General features: G+C 66.5%; 15 protein-coding genes and 1 pseudogene. 7 read left to right on the forward strand and 9 right to left on the reverse strand.

What is annotated here, in order from left to right:
• Positions 1 to 21 precede the first annotated feature (21 nt).
• The 3 genes from RIU96_RS08860 to aspS are packed head-to-tail and all read right to left on the reverse strand — an operon-like array spanning position 22 to position 4434.
• Positions 22 to 1371, reverse strand: a complete 1350-nt coding sequence (locus tag RIU96_RS08860; RefSeq protein WP_144318203.1) for a replication-associated recombination protein A — start codon at positions 1369 to 1371, stop codon at positions 22 to 24.
• A gap of 10 nt (positions 1372 to 1381) precedes the next feature.
• Positions 1382 to 2614 carry a phosphotransferase gene (locus tag RIU96_RS08865; protein ID WP_136651187.1) on the reverse strand — a complete coding sequence of 411 codons (1233 nt, stop codon included), beginning with the start codon at positions 2612 to 2614 and terminating at the stop codon, positions 1382 to 1384.
• Between the two features lie 11 nt (positions 2615 to 2625).
• Positions 2626 to 4434 carry an aspartate--tRNA ligase gene (aspS, locus tag RIU96_RS08870; protein ID WP_259809739.1) on the reverse strand — a complete coding sequence of 603 codons (1809 nt, stop codon included), beginning with the start codon at positions 4432 to 4434 and terminating at the stop codon, positions 2626 to 2628.
• Positions 4435 to 4689: 255 nt separating this feature from the next.
• On the opposite strand from aspS, the pseudogene RIU96_RS08875 reads away from it, so the two are divergent.
• From RIU96_RS08875 to RIU96_RS08895, 5 genes and pseudogenes are all read left to right on the forward strand, one after another.
• Positions 4690 to 5559, forward strand: a pseudogene (locus tag RIU96_RS08875) (neutral zinc metallopeptidase); the annotation flags it as partial.
• Positions 5560 to 5562: 3 nt separating this feature from the next.
• A complete protein-coding gene (locus tag RIU96_RS08880) occupies positions 5563 to 6276 on the forward strand; it encodes a CBS domain-containing protein (protein ID WP_259792505.1) in 714 nt (237 codons plus the stop codon).
• 81 nt (positions 6277 to 6357) lie between these two features.
• Positions 6358 to 7491 carry a CE1758 family FMN-dependent luciferase-like monooxygenase gene (locus RIU96_RS08885; RefSeq protein ID WP_259792503.1) on the forward strand — a complete coding sequence of 378 codons (1134 nt, stop codon included), beginning with the start codon at positions 6358 to 6360 and terminating at the stop codon, positions 7489 to 7491.
• Positions 7491 to 8168, forward strand: coding sequence for an FMN reductase (locus RIU96_RS08890; protein WP_259792501.1), 678 nt, complete (start codon positions 7491 to 7493; stop codon positions 8166 to 8168). Before RIU96_RS08885 ends, RIU96_RS08890 begins: the two co-directional genes overlap by 1 nt.
• Positions 8169 to 8191: 23 nt before the next feature.
• On the forward strand, positions 8192 to 9586 hold the full coding sequence (locus RIU96_RS08895) for an L-serine ammonia-lyase (RefSeq protein ID WP_136651182.1): 1395 nt from the start codon (positions 8192 to 8194) through the stop codon (positions 9584 to 9586).
• Here the strand turns inward: RIU96_RS08895 and hisS are convergent.
• From hisS to tpx, 3 genes are read right to left on the reverse strand one after another with little or no spacing between them, the layout of a single operon-like run.
• Complete coding sequence (gene hisS / locus RIU96_RS08900; RefSeq protein ID WP_136651181.1) at positions 9573 to 10856, reverse strand: histidine--tRNA ligase; 1284 nt, start codon at positions 10854 to 10856, stop codon at positions 9573 to 9575. The genes RIU96_RS08895 and hisS overlap by 14 nt on opposite strands.
• A 15-nt stretch (positions 10857 to 10871) precedes the next feature.
• Entirely contained in the window at positions 10872 to 11510 is a 639-nt protein-coding gene (locus tag RIU96_RS08905; protein ID WP_136651180.1) for an MBL fold metallo-hydrolase, read from the reverse strand.
• Between the two features lie 7 nt (positions 11511 to 11517).
• The gene (gene tpx, locus RIU96_RS08910) at positions 11518 to 12027 is read right to left on the reverse strand and encodes a thiol peroxidase (RefSeq protein ID WP_136651179.1); all 510 of its coding nucleotides are present in this window, start codon (positions 12025 to 12027) and stop codon (positions 11518 to 11520) included.
• Positions 12028 to 12112: 85 nt separating this feature from the next.
• Here tpx and RIU96_RS08915 point away from each other — a divergent pair, with 85 nt between their 5' ends.
• Both RIU96_RS08915 and RIU96_RS08920 read left to right on the forward strand, forming a co-directional pair.
• The gene (locus tag RIU96_RS08915; protein WP_136651178.1) at positions 12113 to 13087 is read left to right on the forward strand and encodes a peptidylprolyl isomerase; all 975 of its coding nucleotides are present in this window, start codon (positions 12113 to 12115) and stop codon (positions 13085 to 13087) included.
• 165 nt (positions 13088 to 13252) lie between these two features.
• The gene (locus tag RIU96_RS08920; RefSeq protein ID WP_136651177.1) at positions 13253 to 13570 is read left to right on the forward strand and encodes a hypothetical protein; all 318 of its coding nucleotides are present in this window, start codon (positions 13253 to 13255) and stop codon (positions 13568 to 13570) included.
• A 63-nt stretch (positions 13571 to 13633) separates the two neighbouring features.
• Here RIU96_RS08920 and RIU96_RS08925 read toward each other — a convergent pair whose 3' ends face one another.
• From RIU96_RS08925 to RIU96_RS08935, 3 genes are read right to left on the reverse strand one after another with little or no spacing between them, the layout of a single operon-like run.
• Entirely contained in the window at positions 13634 to 15910 is a 2277-nt protein-coding gene (locus RIU96_RS08925) for a RelA/SpoT family protein (protein WP_311204884.1), read from the reverse strand.
• Between the two features lie 40 nt (positions 15911 to 15950).
• Complete coding sequence (locus RIU96_RS08930; RefSeq protein WP_181729395.1) at positions 15951 to 16556, reverse strand: adenine phosphoribosyltransferase; 606 nt, start codon at positions 16554 to 16556, stop codon at positions 15951 to 15953.
• Positions 16534 to 18186: an ABC transporter substrate-binding protein gene (locus tag RIU96_RS08935; protein ID WP_246062671.1), complete on the reverse strand. Its 1653-nt coding sequence runs from the start codon at positions 18184 to 18186 to the stop codon at positions 16534 to 16536. Before RIU96_RS08935 ends, RIU96_RS08930 begins: the two co-directional genes overlap by 23 nt.
• Positions 18187 to 18193: the final 7 nt, after the last annotated feature.

Consider the following 18193-nt stretch of genomic DNA (forward strand, 5'->3'; position numbering starts at 1 on the left):
GATCGACCGCGTGGCGGGGCGCTAGCTGCCGCGCACCATCCGCCGCAGCCGGCCCAAGTATTCCCTGATCCGCTTCTCCGCGCCATGGCCAGCCGGGTCGTAGTAGACGGCGTCGTCGAGACCCTCCGGAATGTAGCGCTGCTGAACCACCCCACGCTCATCGTCGTGCGGGTAGACGTAGCCCACGGCGTTTCCCATCGCCTCCGCATTCTTGTAGTGCCCGTCACGCAGGTGCGCGGGGACCGGGCCAGCTTTGCCCTTAGCGACGTCCGCCTGAGCGCGGTTGATCGCTTCGTAGACGGCATTGCTCTTCGGCGCCGTGGCGAGGTGGATCGTCGCCTGGGCGAGGGCGAGCCGCCCTTCCGGCATCCCGATGAACTGCACGGCCTGGGCCGCGGCCGACGCCGTCTGCAGCGCGGTCGGATCCGCCATCCCGATGTCCTCCGAGGCGTGGATGACCAGGCGGCGCGCGATGAACCGGGGGTCCTCCCCCGCCTCGATCATGCGCGCCAGGTAGTGCAGAGCCGCATCGACGTCCGAGCCGCGGATCGACTTGATAAACGCGGAGATGACGTCGTAGTGCTGGTCCCCGTCGCGGTCGTAACGCACGATCGCGCGGTTGACGTTGTCGTGCACCACCTCGACGGTGATCGCGCCGCCATCGTCGATCGCTTCGGCGGCGGCTTCGAGGTAGGTCAGGGCGCGGCGCGCGTCACCGCCGGCGAGCAACACGAGCTGCTCGCGGGCGGCCGGCTCGAGCGTCTTGTCCCCGCCCACGCCGCGTTCGTCTTCCATCGCGCGGTCGAGCACGCGGCCGATGTCATCGGGCTCAAGCGAGCGCAGCTGCAGCAGCAGCGAGCGCGACAGCAGCGGCGCCACGACACTAAACGACGGGTTCTCCGTCGTCGCCGCGACCAGCAGCACGGTGCGGTTCTCCACCGCGGCGAGGAGTGCATCCTGCTGTGTTTTGGAAAACCGGTGCACCTCGTCGATAAACAACACAGTTTTCTCGCCGCGCGCTATGTCGCGGCGGGCCTGCGCGATGACCTCGCGGACCTCTTTGACCCCGGACGACAGCGCCGACAGACCCACGAAGTTCTGCCCCATCGTTGACGCGATCAGCGAGGCGATGGTGGTCTTTCCCGTCCCGGGCGGGCCGTAGAGGATCACGGACGCCGCGCCGGAGCCCTCGACGAGCCGGCGCAGCGGCTTGCCCTCGCCCAGCACGTGGTCCTGGCCGACGACATCGCTTAGGCTCTGCGGGCGCATCCGCGCGGCGAGCGGGGCGGACTCCCCTACGGCGAACAGGCTGGAGCCGCGGTTGCCCGCCGCGCGGGCGGCCAGATCGTTGCCGAACAGTCCCTCCTCCATGGCCGGCCGCCTAACTCAGCCTGCGCGCCACCGCGTGCGCGAACTCGGAGATTTCCTTGTACGCGGGGTCGTCACCAGCGCCGGAGTAGCGCGCGAGTGCTTCGAACGTCTCGTACAGATCGCGGCGCACGAGCTTCTCGTCGGCTGTAAACGGCCCCTGGTGCGAGGGCCGCAACAAATCGCCGCTGACCTCGAACTCTTCCAGATGCACGCCCGCACCGACATCGACTCCCGCAGCCTGGAAATCAGCGGTGATTGTCTCGTCCTGCTCCCACACCTCGCTGTGGGCGTTGACGTTGAGCACGGAAACGCTGGACAGCGCCCAGGCGATAAGCGCGGCGGTGATCCGTGCATGCAGGGTCTCCGGTCGCTCCACTTCCGGCCACAGCCCGCTGACCTCGCGCACCCAGGCCTCGGTGAACACGTGGGCTTCCTCGTCGGTAATCGGGTCGGTGGAGATGTAGTTGGGAAAGCCCGCGATCACCGATGCGAGGTCGAAGGTGACGTCGCGAAATCCCGCCCACTCGTAGTCGAGGAATTGGATCGTCCCGGCGTAGATCACGTTGTCGGGCGCGAGGTCGAAGGGTGTGAACGCGCGGTTTCCGCCCTTGAGCAGGCGGTAGCTACCGTGTTCGGCGACGGTTTTGACCTCGTCGGGCACCTCGATGCCGGCCTGCTCCATCATTTCCAGCCCGAGCCGGATGCGGTGGAACAGCAGCCGGTCGCGAAGGTTCTGCACGCCCTCGGCACCGCTGTGGGCGCGGGTCAGGCGGCTAAAGAGCACATTGAACGCGTCTTCCTTGTCGGCTGTGCCGGCGTGCATCCTGCCCAGTGCCGAGCCGAAGGAACGCAGCACGTTGACCCGCTCTTCAGCGGTGGACTCCGCGAGCAGGCTGTCCAGGGTGTCGCCGTCGCCTGAGTCGGTGATGATAATGATGCGCTTGTCAACGTCGTAGCCCAGAAGCACGGGGCCCGGCCGCACCTCTTCGCTTAACGACGTCGTGAACTGGTACGCCACGACCTCCCGCAAGTAGGCGGCGTCCTCGAGGGGGTCACCGACTAGCGGAGAGTACTTCACTACCACGGAGCGGTGCTGCAGGAAGGGGTTCGTGGCCACCTTCGCGCGGTAGACGCCGGCGAGGCCCGAGCCGGGCAGGCGGGTGGCGTCGACAAGCTCCTGCGCCCCGCCAAAGCGGCGGGTCAGGATGCCCTCAGCAGCGGCGATGACGTCGCTTTGCTCCATGCGTCGGCTCCTTAGTTGGGGGCGCCCGAATCAGCCGGGGCGTCAACCTTCTTCGGTTTGAAATCGACACCGGTTTCCTTGCGCTGTGCCGTCGGAATCGGCGCGGGCGCGTCGGTCAGCGGGTCGACGCCGCCGCCGGACTTGGGGAAGGCGATGACGTCGCGAATGGAATCAAACCCGCCGAGCAGCGAGACGATGCGGTCCCAGCCAAACGCGATGCCGCCGTGCGGCGGGGCGCCGAAGGCGAAAGCCTCAAGCAGGAAGCCGAACTTCTCCTGGGCCTCTTCCCCGGTAATGCCCATGACCTTGAACACGCGCTCCTGGACGTCGCGCTGGTGGATACGGATCGAGCCGCCGCCGATCTCGTTGCCGTTGCAGACGATGTCGTAGGCGTACGCCAACGCCTCGCCGGGCTCGGAGTCAAAGGACTCCAGGTACTCCGGCTTGGGGGAGGTAAATGCGTGGTGCACGGCGGTCCACTTGGAGTGGCCCAGCGCGACGTCGCCCGACGCGGTGGCGTCTGCGGAGGACTCGAACATCGGCGCGTCGACGACCCAGGTAAACGCCCAGTCGCCTTCCTTGATCAGGTCGAGCTTACGCGCGATCTCACCGCGGGCGGCGCCGAGCAGAGCGCGGGAGCTCTTGGTGTCGCCGGCGGCGAAAAAGATGCAGTCGCCCGGCTTCGCGCCGACGTGCTGCGCAATCGACGCCTTCTCCGCGTCGGTGATGTTCTTGGCCACCGGTCCGGACAGCTCGCCGTCCTCCTGGACCAGGATGTATGCCAGGCCCTTTGCACCGCGCTGCTTTGCCCACTCCTGCCAGGCGTCGAGCTGGCGGCGTGGCTGAGACGCCCCGCCTTCCATGACCACGGCGCCGACGTACTCGTTTTGGAACACGCGGAAGGGGGTGTCCTTGAAGAACTCGGTGCAGTCCACCAGCTCGATACCGAAGCGCAGGTCGGGTTTGTCTGAGCCGTACTTCTCCATGGCCTCGGCGTACGTCATGCGCGGGATCGGGGTGGAGATGTCCACGCCGATGAGCTTCCACAGCTCGACGAGGATTTCCTCGGCCAGCTCGATGATGTCGTCCTGGTCGACAAAGCTCGCCTCGATGTCGAGCTGGGTGAATTCCGGCTGGCGGTCGGCGCGGAAGTCCTCGTCGCGGTAGCATCGCGCGATCTGGAAGTAGCGCTCCATGCCGGCGACCATGAGCAGCTGCTTGAACAGCTGCGGCGACTGCGGCAGCGCGTACCAGGAGCCGGGGCGCAGGCGCGCCGGCACGAGGAAGTCGCGCGCGCCCTCGGGCGTGGAGCGGGTCAGCGTCGGGGTTTCAATCTCGGTGAAGTCGTGGCGGGCAAGCACCTCGCGGGCGGCGCGGTTGGCGTCGGAACGCAGGCGCAGCGCGGCGGCCTGGCGCTCGCGGCGCAGGTCAAGGTAGCGGTACTTCAGGCGGGTTTCCTCGCCGACCTCGTTGGAGGAGAAGTCATCAACCTGGAACGGCAGCGCTGCGGACTTGTTCAGCACCTCGAGCTCGACCGCGTTGACCTCGATCTCGCCCGAGGCAAGGTTCGGGTTTGCCGAACCCTCCGGGCGCGGCTCGACCACGCCGGTGACCTTGATGCAGTACTCGCTGCGCAGGTCGTGCGCCGCCTCGGCGACCTCGGACTCGCGGAACACCACCTGCGCGAGACCGGAGCGGTCGCGCAGGTCGATGAAGATAACGCCTCCGTGGTCGCGGCGGCGCGAGACCCACCCGGTGAGCGTTACGGTCTGGCCATCGAGTTCTTTGCGGAGGTCTCCGGCGAGGTGGGTGCGCAGCACTGTCGTTTCCACGTCCTTCTAGTCACGGGGGTGTTGCCATATTTTTTCAAAGTGGGCCTGATGTGCCGGCCCTGTACGCGGCAACGCTTAGCGGGCTTCTACTCTACTCCTTCCCCGCGCGCGGCACCGGCGTTGGCCCTCCGAGCCACGTGACTGGCTGCCACACGCGCGAGTTGGGCCGGTAGATGTGCGCGTTCGCTGTCAGGGTTTGGCAAAATTGCTGCCATGACTTTCAAAGACAGCTAACGTCGCTCCGGAAACCGCGCGACCACAGCCTCCGGCGGCAGCCGTGGCGCCGCACCCATGGTGATCGGCGGTGGCGGCCTGGGCACCCTGCTGCTCATTGGCCTGTTCCTGCTCCTCGGCGGCGGAGGCGGTGGAGGCGGCGGTCAGATTCCGCTCCCGCTGGCCGAGCCGAACCAGGTCACCGATGGCGGGGGCTACAACCTCGACCACTGCAACGCCGCAGGTGCAGCGAACGAGTACGCCGATTGCCGCCTGGAGGCGACGGCCGTGTCCGTCGACAACGTGTGGCAGGACATCCTTCCCGCCGAAGCCGGCATCGAGTACACCCAGCCGGGCCTGACCTTGTTCCAAAACACCGTCAACTCCGGCTGCGGCATGGCCTCGGCGCAGACAGGCCCGTTCTACTGCCCCGCGGACACCACCGCGTACTTCGACGTGAGTTTCTTCAACCAGCTTGAGCAGCTCGGCGGCTCGGACGCGCCTCTCGCCCAGATGTACGTTGTCGCTCACGAGTTCGGCCACCACATCCAGCAGCTTGAGGGCACCCTGGGCATGAGCAACTACAACCAGCCCGGCGAGGATTCGGCGGCCGTGGCCATTGAGCTACAGGCTGATTGCTACGCGGGCCTGTGGGCGTCGCACGCCGACAAGGGCGAGGATGCCCTGCTGGAGCCGTTTACCCGGGAGCAGATCACCGCGGCAATCCAAACCGCCCGCGCCGTGGGCGACGACAACATCCAGAAGCGTTCCGGCGGCGAGGTCAACCCCGACGAGTGGACTCACGGCTCCTTGCAGCAGCGCGAGGAGGCGTTCCTGCGCGGCTACCAGGACGGCCACATGCGCGCCTGCGACTACCTGGACCGCGGCGTATATTCCTAAGCCATGACTGAAAACCGTGCGACGTCTTTTCTCGCCGCGTTCAACGACATCGAAGCGTTTTTGCGTGATACGTTGAACGCGAAGAAATCGGACGGTTTTTCCTGGATGGCCAACCTTGCGGCCAAGAAGGGTTTGATCTCTCGCGAGTACGCCGCGGACTTAAAAGAGTTCGCGGAGCTGCGAAACGCGATCAGCCACGGCGAGTACCGGGATTTCAAGCCGATTGCGGAGCCGCTGCCGGAGACGATCGCGACTATTGAGCGCATCCGCGACGTACTTCTTCGCCCCGCGCTGGCGCTGAGTGTCCTCGGCGCGCAGCAGGTGGTCACCTTCGCGCCTGACGACGACATCCACTCGCCACTGACAACCCTGCGCGAGAGCAAGATCTCGCAGTTCCCCATCTACGACGGCACTAAGTACGTCGGCCTGCTCACCTCCAACGCCATCGCGCGGTGGGTGGCCGCGGATGTGGGGGCCGACGGCAGGTTGGACGCGAAGACCGTCGCCGAGGCGCTGCGCTATTCCGAAAGCCAGGATCAGGCGGTCTTTCTGCCGCGCACCGCGACCGCAGTCGCTGTGCTCAACGCTTTGACCACTCCGCTTGCCGACGGCACCCTGCCCCGCGCCGCGATCATCACCGAGGCGGGCAACGACACCCAGAAACCCCTGGCCGTCGCCACGGCTTCGGATATCCCGAGCCTGTTCAAGGCCGTCTAGCCCCCCGATGGAATCGGTGATACGTCACCATTGTTGCGTTAGGATAGAAGCAACAACACTTTCCAAGAAAGAGGCTCACCCTTGCAGTTCGGAATTTTCACCATCGGCGACGTCACCACCGACCCCACCACGGGAACAACCCCCACGGAAAAGGAGCGCATCGACTCAATGACGGCCATTGCCGTTAGAGCCGACGAGCTCGGGCTCGATGTCTTCGCCACCGGCCAGCACCACAACCCGCCGTTCGTCCCCTCTGCGCCGACTACCCACCTCGCCCACATCGGCGCGAAGACGAAGAACATCCAGCTGTCAACCGCGACCACGCTCATCACCACCACGGACCCGGTGCGTATCGCCGAGGATTACTCCTTCCTGCAGAACCTCGTCGACGGACGCATGGACCTGATGATGGGCCGCGGCAACACCGGCCCCGTCTACCCCTGGTTCGGCAAAGACATCCGCCAGGGCATCCCGCTCGCCGTGGAGAACTACCACCTGCTGCGCCGGCTGTGGCGCGAACCTGTGGTGAACTGGCAGGGCCAGTTCCGCACTCCCCTGCAAGGCTTCACCGCCACCCCGGCTCCGCTTGAGGGCGTAGCGCCGTTCGTCTGGCACGGTTCGATCCGCTCCCCGCAGATCGCCGAGCAGGCCGCCTACTACGGCGACGGCTTCTTCCACAACAACATTTTCTGGAACAAGGAGCACACCGCCTCCATGGTTGACCTGTACCGCCGCCGCTACGAGGCGCACGGCCACGGCAGCGCGGACCAGGCGATCGTCGGCCTCGGCGGGCAGGTCTACATCGCCGACTCCGAGGAACAGGCGAAAAAGGAGTTCCGCCCCTACTTCGACAACGCCCCCGTCTACGGCCACGGCCCCTCGCTGGAGGAGTTCACCGAGCTGACCCCGCTGACGGTGGGCACGCCGGAGATGATTATTGAGCGCACAATGCAGTTCGCGGACTGGGTGGGCGACTACCAGCGCCAGCTCTTCCTCATCGACCACGCCGGTTTACCGCTGGAGGTCGTGTTGAGCCAGCTCGAGCGCCTTGCCACCGAGGTTGTGCCCGAGCTGCGCCGCCGCATGGAGGCGCGCCGCCCAGACCATGTGCCGTCAGACCCGCCGACGTTTGACACCCTGCTGGCCGCGAAGCGCGAGGGCCTCTCCCTGCCGCACTTTAAGGTCAACCCCGGCAACGACGGGGAGGCGAATTAATGAAGCGCCTGATTGTTCTTTCCGCTGGCTTATCGACGCCCTCCACAACGCGCCAGGTGGCCGACACGATCGCTAATGCGGTGTCCTCGGCCGTCGGCGGGCGGGGCGAGAAGCTCGAGGTGACCACCATCGAGCTGCGCGAGCTTACGGGGGATCTGGCCCAGCACACCTCGACGGGCATGTCCACCCCGCGCCTCGACGAGGTCAAGACACAGCTCAGCGAGGCCGACGCCCTGGTTGCCGTCACCCCGGTGTTCAAGGCGAGCTACACGGGACTGTTCAAGATGTTCTTCGACGTGCTGGACACCGACGCCCTCAACGGAATGCCGACGATTATCGCCGCGACCGCGGGCACGGCGCGCCACTCGCTGGTGACTGAGTACGCGATGCGCCCGCTGTTGACCTACATGCGCGCCGTCGTGGTTCCCACCTCGCTGTTCGCCGCCACTGATGATTTCGGCGGGCCGGAGGGCGCGGACTTTAACAAGCGCGTCGCCCGCGCCGCCGCCGAGCTGGCCCGGCTCATCGTCGCCACCGAGGGCTCCGTTGGCGGGCTCGCCGGCGCGGTGACGGACTCGAGCGCGGACGTCCCACCGCGCAAACGCAAGGCGGGTGTGGATGTGACCGATGATTTCATACCTTTTTCCGAGCTGCTGCGGGGCCACCGTGGCGAATAGTTCAGTGAGGTAGCATCTGTTTTATGTCGCAAAATACTGTCAGCGTCGTTGACCTGTTCAGCATCGGCATTGGGCCGTCGTCAAGCCATACCGTTGGCCCGATGCGCGCGGCGATGGCCTTCGTCGACAACCTCGGCGAGCTGCCCCCGCGCGTGGCCGTCGAGCTGCGCGGTTCGCTGGCCGCCACGGGTGTGGGGCACGGGACCGACCGCGCGGTCCTGCTCGGCCTTGTCGGCTACACCCCGACGACCACCACCCCCGACATCGACCCGGTGCCCGGAGTGGCAATCCCCGAGTCCGGCACCATCTCCGGGCCGGCGGGCAGCGTCGACTACGAGGTGACGTTTAACCCCAAGCCGGTCGCACAGCACCCCAACTGCCTGATTTTCGACGCCTGGGACGCCGAGGGCAACCGCATCACCACGCGCAAGGAGTACTACTCCGTCGGTGGCGGGTTCATCCTCGACCGCGCGGGCATGGAGGCGCACCGAAACCGCGCCGGGGTGTCCATAGAGCAGCCCGACGACACAATCCCCTTCGAGTTCCACTCTGGTGAGGAGCTTTTGAACCACTGCCGCGACAACGGATTAAGCATCGCCGAGGTGATGCGCGCAAACGAGGAGGCCCTGCACGGCTGGGACACGGTCAGCGCACACCTCGATGCCGTGTGGAACGTGATGCAGGAATGCGTCGCCAACGGGCTCAAAGCCGAGGGGGTTTTGCCCGGCGGGCTCAACGTCACCCGCCGCGCCCCGCGTCTGTACCGCCTGCTCACCGCCGAGTACGAGGAATCCACGGCCCGCGGCCTCGACGCGATGGAGTGGGTCAACCTCTTCGCGCTCGCCGTCAACGAGGAAAACGCCGCCCACGGCCAGGTGGTCACGGCGCCGACTAACGGAGCGGCGGGCATCATCCCCGCCGTGATGCACTACTGCCGTGATTTCACCGAGGACTTCACCGACGAGCGGGCCCGAGAGTTCCTGCTCACCGCCGGCGCGATCGGGGCGATCATCAAAACGAACGCCTCGATCTCGGGCGCCGAGGTCGGCTGCCAGGGCGAGGTCGGCTCCGCCTCCGCGATGGCCGCGGCGGGCATGTGCGCCATTTTGGGCGGCACCGCCGAACAGGTCGAAAACGCCGCTGAGATCGCGCTTGAGCACAACCTGGGGCTGACCTGCGACCCAGTCGGCGGGCTCGTGCAGGTGCCCTGCATCGAGCGCAACGCCATCGGCGGGGTCAAGGCGATCAACGCCGCGCGCCTGGCCAAGCTTGGCGACGGCACGAACATCGTCACCCTCGACGACGTCGTGGAAACCATGGCCGCCACCGGCCGCGACATGATGACCAAATACAAGGAAACCTCGATGGGCGGGCTAGCCGTTCAACTCGGGCTTCCCGTCAACATCACCGAGTGCTAGCCACCGCCGCGATCACGGCCTGGGCGTCAAGCGCCACCGAGGTCTGGCTGTGCTCCGCGAGGTTCTTCACCGCGACCTCGCTCGCCTCCAGCTCGTTGTCGCCGAGCACGAGCGCGAACTTCGCGCCCGCCCGGTCGGCGCCCTTCATCGCGCCCTTGAGCCCGCGCCCGCCGTAGGACATGTCGGCGGAAATTCCGGCGGCGCGGAGGTCGTCGATAAGCAAGCTCATGCGTTTGCTCGCCTCCTCGCCCATCGCCACCCCGAACACGTCGACGCGGCGCTCAACCCCATCGAGGGTGACGCCTTCCGCCTCGAGAGCGAGCACGGTGCGGTCGACACCGAGGCCGAAGCCGATGCCGGAGAGGTCCTGGCCGCCGATTTGGGCCATGAGGCCGTCGTAACGCCCGCCGCCGCCGATGCCGGACTGCGCGCCGAGGCCGTCGTGGACGAACTCGAAGGTGGTCTTTGTGTAGTAGTCCAGGCCGCGCACCATGCGCGGATTGATCACGTAGTCCACGCCCATCGCGTCGAGGGTGGCGGTCACCGTGTCAAAGTGCGCGCGCGCTTCGTCTGAGAGGTGGTCGATCATCAGCGGGGCATCCGCGGTCATCTCTTGGACCTCGGGGCGCTTGTCGTCGAGCACGCGTAGTGGGTTGATCTCCGCGCGGCGGCGGGTTTCCTCATCCAGGTCGAGGGAGAACAGGAACTGCTGCAGCTTCTCGCGGTAGGCGGGCCGGCACGTGTTGTCGCCCAGGCTTGTCAGCTCGAGGCGGAAGCCCGTCAGGCCGACGGCGCGGTAGCAGCGGTCGGCCAGGGCGATGATTTCGGCGTCGAGAAGCGGGTCGTCGACGCCGATGGCCTCCACGCCCACCTGCTGCAGCTGGCGGTAGCGGCCCGCCTGGGGGCGCTCGTAGCGGAAAAACGGGCCATAGTAATTGAGCTTGACCGGCAGGTAGCCGCGGTCGAGGTTGTGCTCGACCACCGCGCGCATCACCCCTGCCGTTCCCTCCGGGCGTAGCGTGACGCTGCGGTCGCCGCGGTCGGCGAAGGTGTACATCTCCTTTGAGACCACATCGGTCGATTCCCCCACGCCGCGGGCGAACAGCGTGGTGTCCTCGAACACCGGCAGCTCGATGTGCTGGTAGCCGGCAAGCCGCGCTTGGCGCGCGAACTCGTCACGCACCGCGATAAACGTCGCCGAGGCCGGCGGGACGTAGTCGGGCACGCCCTTTGGGGCCGACAGGGCCTGAAATGTGCTGTTTTCGCTCACGGGTGAGAAGTCTAGTCAGCGCCCCTGGTTCGCCGCCCGCAGGTAGGGGTTGGTGGCGCGTTCGTGCGCCATTGTGGTCGTCGGGCCGTGGCCGGGAAGAAGTGGCAGGCGGTCCTCGATCTCCCACACGGGCCCGCGCAGGCTAGCCTGCATCGCCTCCTCGTCCGAGTACGGCAGGTCGGTGCGCCCGATCGAGCCCTGGAAGATCACGTCGCCGGCGAGCACGAAGTCGTCGTGGATCCACAGCGCGCTGCCCGGCGAGTGGCCCGGGGCGTGCCGGACGGTGAAGTCCATGCCGGCGAGGGTGACTTGTTGGCCGCCGGTGACCTCGGTGAGGTTGGCAATCGGCTCCATGTTGTCGATGTCGAAGGGCACGCGCAGCCACTCGGTGGCCGCCGCCCCGTCGAGCATGAAGACGTCGTCGGCGTGGATGAACGTCTCCACCCCGAACTTGCCCGCGTCGCGGATGTGGTCGATGTGGCCGTGGGTCAAGATGATTGCGACCACGGTGAGGTTTTCTGCCGCGCAGAACTTCTCCACGCGCGCGTGCGCCCCGTAGCTCGGGTCGACGACCACTGCCTCACCCGTGTCCTCGTTGGAGACGATGTAGCAGTTGGTCTGCAGCGGACCGGCCGCGAATCCGGTGATCTGCATGTGTTTACTACCCGTTGCTTCCGCTCAAGGCGGCCTCGGCGGCGTCGTAGTCCGGCTCGTTGGTGATCTCGCTGACAAGCTCGGTGTAGACGACGTTGTGCTCGGCGTCGGTGACGATCACCGCGCGGGCGAGCAGCCCCTCAAGCGGGGAGCCCTGCAGGCGCAGGCCGAAGTCCTCGCCGAAGGGTGAGCGAAACGCCGATGCAGCGGTGACCTTGTCAATGCCCTCTGCGGCGCAGAAGCGCTGCTGGGCGAAGGGGAGGTCCCGGGAGATGCACAGCACCTCGGTGTTGTCGAAGTCCGCGGCCAGCTTGTTGAAGGCGCGAACGGATGCCGCGCACACGCCGGTATCGAGTGAGGGGAAGATGTTGAGCACAAGGCGCTTGCCCGCGAAGTCGGATGCGGTCACGGGGTTCAAATCGCCGCCGACGAGCTCGAAGTTCGGCAGGGCGTCGCCCACTGCGGGCAGCTCGCCGGAGGTGGTGGTCTGGTCATTTTTAAAGGTTACGGTAGCCATATCCACCACCGTAGTGGTCTGTGGTGGGTACTGCCACGGCGCTGCTAGGCTGAAACACCGCACATCTTAGAAGGCAAGCGAGTCAATGGAGGAAGCCATCGTGTCCCAGGCGCCCAATAATGAACAGCGTGGCAAGGAAGCGTTGCGCGACCTTGAAAAGGAGTTGGGGGCCCGCGACCGCAAGGAAAAGACCAAGCCGTGGGCTGTTGCCGCGGCCTCGCTGGCTGTCCTCGCCGCCATCGGCGGAGGCATCTACTTCCTGGCCAACCAGGGCTCGGACGAGAGCGTGACCGCCTCCGGTGAGCAGACTACCGCCGCTGATTCCACCGCCGAGACGACCGAGCCGGAGCCGATCCAGGCCGAGCCGCTGTCGCTGACGCGCTCTACCCCGCTGCCCGCCACCGTGAGCTGCTCGTACGAGGAGCAGGAGGGACAGAAGGACAACTTCGTCGGCGTGCCCCCGAGCGACAGCGTCTCCACTGAGGGCACCGTCACCGTGACCCTGGAGACCTCTGCCGGCCCGATCGGCATGGAGCTGGACCGCTCCGTCTCCCCCTGCACGGTCAACGCCGTCGAGTACTTGGCCGGCGAGGGTTACTACGACGACACCGTGTGCCACCGCCTGACCACAGGCGAGGGCCTCAAGGTCCTACAGTGCGGCGACCCGACGGGCACCGGCTCGGGCGGGCCCGGCTTCCAGTTCCCCAACGAGTACCCCACCGACGAGGCGTTAGAGACGATCGACACCTCCCAGATCCCGGAGGGCGTGCCGGCGGAGCAGGCCGAGCAGTACAAGGGAATGCTCTTGCAGCAGCAGCAACCAGTTAAGTACGAGCGCGGCACCATCGCGATGGCGAACGCAGGCCTGGACACCAACGGCTCACAGTTCTTCCTCAACTACGGCGATTCCTCGCTTCCGCCGGCCTACACCTACTTCGGCCGCATTGACGACGCCGGCCTGGCCACCCTCGACGAGGTTGCCGCCCGCGGCACCGCCGACGGCCAGCCCGACGGCGCGCCGAAGGACGAGGTCCGCATCACCTCCGCCACGGTGAGCTAGGCGCTTGTCGACGCCCCACCCAACGCCCCCGGCCACCCGCCAATTGACGCCACGATAGACCAGAGGTGAACTTTCGGAGAACACGGTTCGGGGGCCTTGCGCACCCTGATTGGTGCGACTAGGTTCATACCCTGTACATGTCATGTCTGGTAGATAGGAAAAACCATGAAGCTCCGTAACAGCCTCCTCGCAGTCGCTACCGCAACCGCACTCGTCTCCGGCGGCGTTGCCGCACCGGCTTTCGCTAAGGAGACTGGTAACACCCTGCCCGCAACGGAAACCGGCTCTTCCATCGTCGAGCGCTTCCAGGGCTCTTCCAATAGCGAATCCGAGAAGGAGGACACCGACAGTGGCTCCTCCGACTCCGACCTCACCAAGGCCAAGAACTGGATCGGCGTGGTCACCGCCATCATCGGCCTGCTCGGCGCCGTCATCACCTTCGCCTCCAAGAACCTCGGCGTTACCCTGCCAAAGCTCGGCTAAGAGCTGACATGTAACCGCCCGCGCCCCAAAGTTCGGAGGCCGGGCGGTTTTTGCGTGCTGGCTCTACGCAGTCACGCGGTAGATGTCGAACACGCCCTCGATGTTGCGCACGTGCTTCATGATCGAGCCGAGCTGCTTGGTGTCCGAGACGGCCATGGTAAAGCGCACGGTGGCGACGTTGTCGCTACCCAGCTGCGAGGTCAGCATCATAATCGGAAGCTTCTGCTCCGAGAGCACCCCCGTGATCTCGGCGAGCAGACCCTGCCGATCCAGAGCCTCGACCTGCAGCGTCGCCTGAGACGCAGCGCCCGGGGCGGAGGATGCGGCCCACGAGACGTCGATAAGCCGCTCCGGCTCTTCCTGCAACTTGGCCGCGTTCGTGCAGTCCGCGCGGTGCACGGACACGCCCGCGCCGCGGGTGACAAAGCCGAAAATCTGATCACCCGGCACCGGCTGGCAGCACTTCGCCAACTTGGCCAGCATGTCCGGGCTGCCCTCGACGAGCACGCCCGCGCCGTTGGCCACCGCCTTGGAGCGCACCAGCTCCGACATCGGGGTGCGCGCGGCCAGTGTGTCCACGGCGTCTTCCTCGTCGCCGAACACGTCGGTGAGCATGCGCGTAACGTGCTGGGCGGACACCGTGCCCGCGCCGATCGCGGTATAGAGGGCACCCACGTCCTGGTAGTGCAACCTTTGGGAAATCTGTCGCATCGTGTCGGCGGTGAACAGCCGGTGCATGGGAAGCCCGCCGCGCTGCACCTCTGCAGCCAGGGCGTCACGGCCGGCCTCCAGGTGCTCCTCGCGGCGCTCCTTGGCAAACCACTGCCTGATCTTCGTCCTCGCCCGCGGCGAGACCACGAACTCCTGCCAGTCGCGCGACGGCCCGGCGTTTTCGTCCTTGGAGGTGAAAATTTCCACCCTGTCGCCGGACACGAGCTCCGATTCAAGCGCGACAAGCTTGCCGTTAACCTTCGCACCGATGCAGCGGTGCCCCACCTCCGTGTGCACCGCGTAGGCGAAGTCCACCGGCGTCGATCCGGCGGGCAGGTTAACCACGTCGCCCTTGGGGGTGAACGCGAAGATCTGCTGGGCGGTGAGGTCGTAGCGCAATGAGTCGAGAAACTCGTTTGGGTCAGCGGCTTCCTTCTGCCAGTCCAGCAGCTGGCGCATCCACGCCATCTGGTCCACCTCGGCCTGGTCGCCCTTATGCGAGCCCTTCGTCTCCTTGTAGCGCCAGTGCGCCGCCACGCCGAACTCGGCGTTGTAGTGCATTTCGTGGGTGCGCACCTGCACCTCCAGCGGGCGGCCGCTGTCCGTCATCACCGTGGTGTGCAGCGACTGGTACACCCCGAAGCGCGGGTTGGAGATGTAGTCCTTGAACCGGCCCGGCATCACGGAGTACAGCGAGTGCACCACGCCGATCGCCGCGTAGCAGTCGTGGACGTTGTCCACCAGCACGCGGATGCCTACCAGGTCGAAGATCTCGTCGAACTCGTGCCCGCGCACCACCATCTTCTGGTAAATCGACCAGTAGTGCTTCGGCCGGCCCATCACCTCGGCACTGATGCTGCTCGCCTTGAGCTCCGCCTCGAGCTGCGCCTTGATCTCGCCCAGCGCCCGGTCGCGCGAGGGAGCGCGATCGGCGACGAGCCTGACAATCTCCTCGTACTTCTTCGGGTACAAAATCGCGAACGCGAGGTCCTCGAGCTCCCACTTCACCGTGGCCATGCCCAGGCGGTGCGCCAGCGGCGCGATGACGTCGAGGGTTTCCTTGGCCTTCTTCGCCTGCTTCTCCGGCGGCAAAAAGCGCATCGTGCGCATGTTGTGCAGCCGGTCTGCAACCTTGATCACCAACACGCGCGGGTCCTCGGCCATGGCGACGATCATCTTGCGGATCGTTTCGGCCTCCGCGGCCGCTCCGAGGGCAACCTTGTCCAGCTTGGTCACACCGTCGACAAGCTTGGCCACCTCGGGGCCGAAGTCGGCGGAGAGATCGGCCAGCGAGTACTCCGTGTCCTCCACCGTGTCGTGCAGCAGCGCGGCGACCAGGGTGGTGGTGTCCATGCCGATTTCGCCACAGATCGTCGCCACCGCCAGAGGGTGCGTGATGTAGGGGTCACCGGACTTGCGCGTGACCCCCTCGTGCAAGCGCTCGGCCACATCGTAGGCGCGGTTGAGCACCTCGGCGCTGGCCTTCGGGTGGTAGCGGCGGTGGATGGACATCAGCGGGTCAAGCACCGGGTTAACCCGGGCCCGGCCGCCGGTCAAGGAGCGCGCCAGACGCGCCGAGACGCTGCGCACGCTCGAGCCCGAACGCTTCTGCGTTTTCTCCGTCGCCATCACGGGCCCCTCTCTTGCGGTCTACCGCCTGATGGAATCTCTAGTTGTTGTGCTCGAGCACAACCAGGGGGGCGTCGCCAAGCCTGTCGCGCCCGCCTAAGCCGTCAACTTCAAGCACTACTGCGTATCCTACGACGCTACCACCGGCGCGTTCGATCAGCTCAGTCGCCGCGACCAGCGTGCCGCCGGTGGCGAGGACGTCGTCGACAAGCACCACTTTCATGCCCGCGAAGTCAATCCCCTCAGCCGGGACCTCCAGTGCCGCGGAGCTGTACTCCGTGGTGTACTCCTCGGTGATCACCGGCGGCGGCAACTTGCCCTTCTTGCGGATGGCCAGGATGCCGATGCCGAGCTCGTAGGCCACGGCCGAACCGATGAGGAAGCCGCGCGCGTCGAGCCCGCCGATCATGTCCGCGCCGAACTCGCGGCTGGCCTGCGCGAGCTCCCGGATGACGACGTTGAGCGCGGCGCCGTCGGCAAGCACGGGAGTCAAATCCTCGAACAGTACTCCGGGCTCGGGAAAGTCCGGCACCTTGCGGATGCGGTGCGCGAGCGCCTCGCGCGCGCTGCTGTACGGGGTTATCGTGGAGTCAGTGTGCACGGTTGGTCCTCGCTTCGTCTGCTTAGGTGGCCTGCGGGGCCGCATCGCCGACGGATGCCGGGCGCAGCTGCCACCGATCCATGTTCCAACCGATACCGGTTGGGCCTGTGTACACAATAACGTTAGACAGCTTCCGGTCCACGGCAAACGAACGCGGCTGCGCCGCCAGGGGCAGGCTGGGCAGCTCATCCCACAGCTCGCTCTCGCGCTCGCGCATCGCCTCGACATCTGTCGAGCGCGTGCTGGGAATCGTGTATTCGGTCTGCGGGTTGACGGGCCGCAGCATCGCATCAATGGTGCCCTCGACCACGACGTCTTCTCCCCACTCGCCGACATCGACGCGGCCAAGGTCGCGCAGGGTCGCGCCCGCGCCTGTCGACGCCGTGACATCGATCACGCTAATGCCGGCCGGTTCGCAGGTGGCGCGGATGGAGTCGACCATCGCCGCCATGCGTGGCGACGCGTGCGTGTACCCGACGCGCAGCTCCAACCCGCCCGCCGCGCTCGCAGCTGCGATGTCCACGCCGGCGTGGGGGGCGGCGATGTCGTCGAAACGCGGCGCCAGCGGGTCATTGTTTGGAACGACGTGGGTGAGCACCGCCGGGACCTCCACGCCAGCCGCCCCGCTCGAGGCGGCGGCCACCGCGTTCGGGTCGGCGCACTTGGCCAATGCCTGCCGGTTGGCAGGAAACGACCAAGGCCCAGCCGTTTCGAACGTCAGCGACTCGGTGAGAGTGCCCACCAGGGACGTCACATCGAGCTCGTTGCCCTCGGCATTGACGTCCAGCCACTCTGGGTTCGGCTCAGCCAGGTCAGCCACGCGCAGGTTGCCCGTGCCGTTGAGCTGCGCCGAGGCGGCCGTGCCCGGCCAGACCACGATCTCGTCCGTCAACGGGGCGTCACCGTAGTAGCGCTCGTTGGCCACCAGGGAGACCTGCCCCGCCTCGCCGACGCTGTCAACGGTGTAGGGCCCGAAGGAGACGTGCATCGCCGGATCAAAATTGGCCAGATCGAAGCCGCTTCGCCACACCTCGGCAACGGGGCGCAGCGTGGCGGCGTCCCCCGCGTCCAGCTGGGCACTAAACCCCGCCACGTCGGTGCCGAGCTTCGCCGCCACCGCGTGCGCGGGCACGACCGTGCCGGGGCCGAACAGCTCTCGCCACTGCGCACCGTGGCCGGGCGCGAACACCACGTCGAAGGTTTTTGCTCCGGGTTCGCAGTCGAGGCGCTCTACCTCCTCGAACAGTGGCATGTGGGAGCCGAACAGGGCGGGGTTTTTCCCCGCGGTAAACGCAAGCAGGTAGTCGGTGCAGGTCACCGGCTCCCCGTCGGAGAACACCGCTTCATCCGAAAGTGTGTATTCCACGATGCGCTGCGCACCGGGCAACGCCTGGGTGCGTACTAGGTCGGTGTTGGGTATCATCTGCCCGCTCGGGCCCACGACAAACACACCCGGGTAGAGGCGGGCGGAGAGCATTTGCGCGAACTCGGATGCCCCGACATCGGTGCCGGCGTTAGTTGTCGACAGGTTCACGGGCACCTGGTAGGAGAACTCAGACGTTGTCGATTCGTCGCTCGCTCCCGGTGCACCGCTGGAGCACGACGCGACAAGGCCGGCGCCGAGCACGGCGGATGCACACAGGCTCAGCGCCCGTGAGAAAGTGGGGCGATCCACGAACAAA

The sequence above is a fragment of the Corynebacterium sp. Z-1 genome, assembly GCF_031844665.1.
GTDB lineage: Bacteria > Actinomycetota > Actinomycetes > Mycobacteriales > Mycobacteriaceae > Corynebacterium > Corynebacterium sanguinis.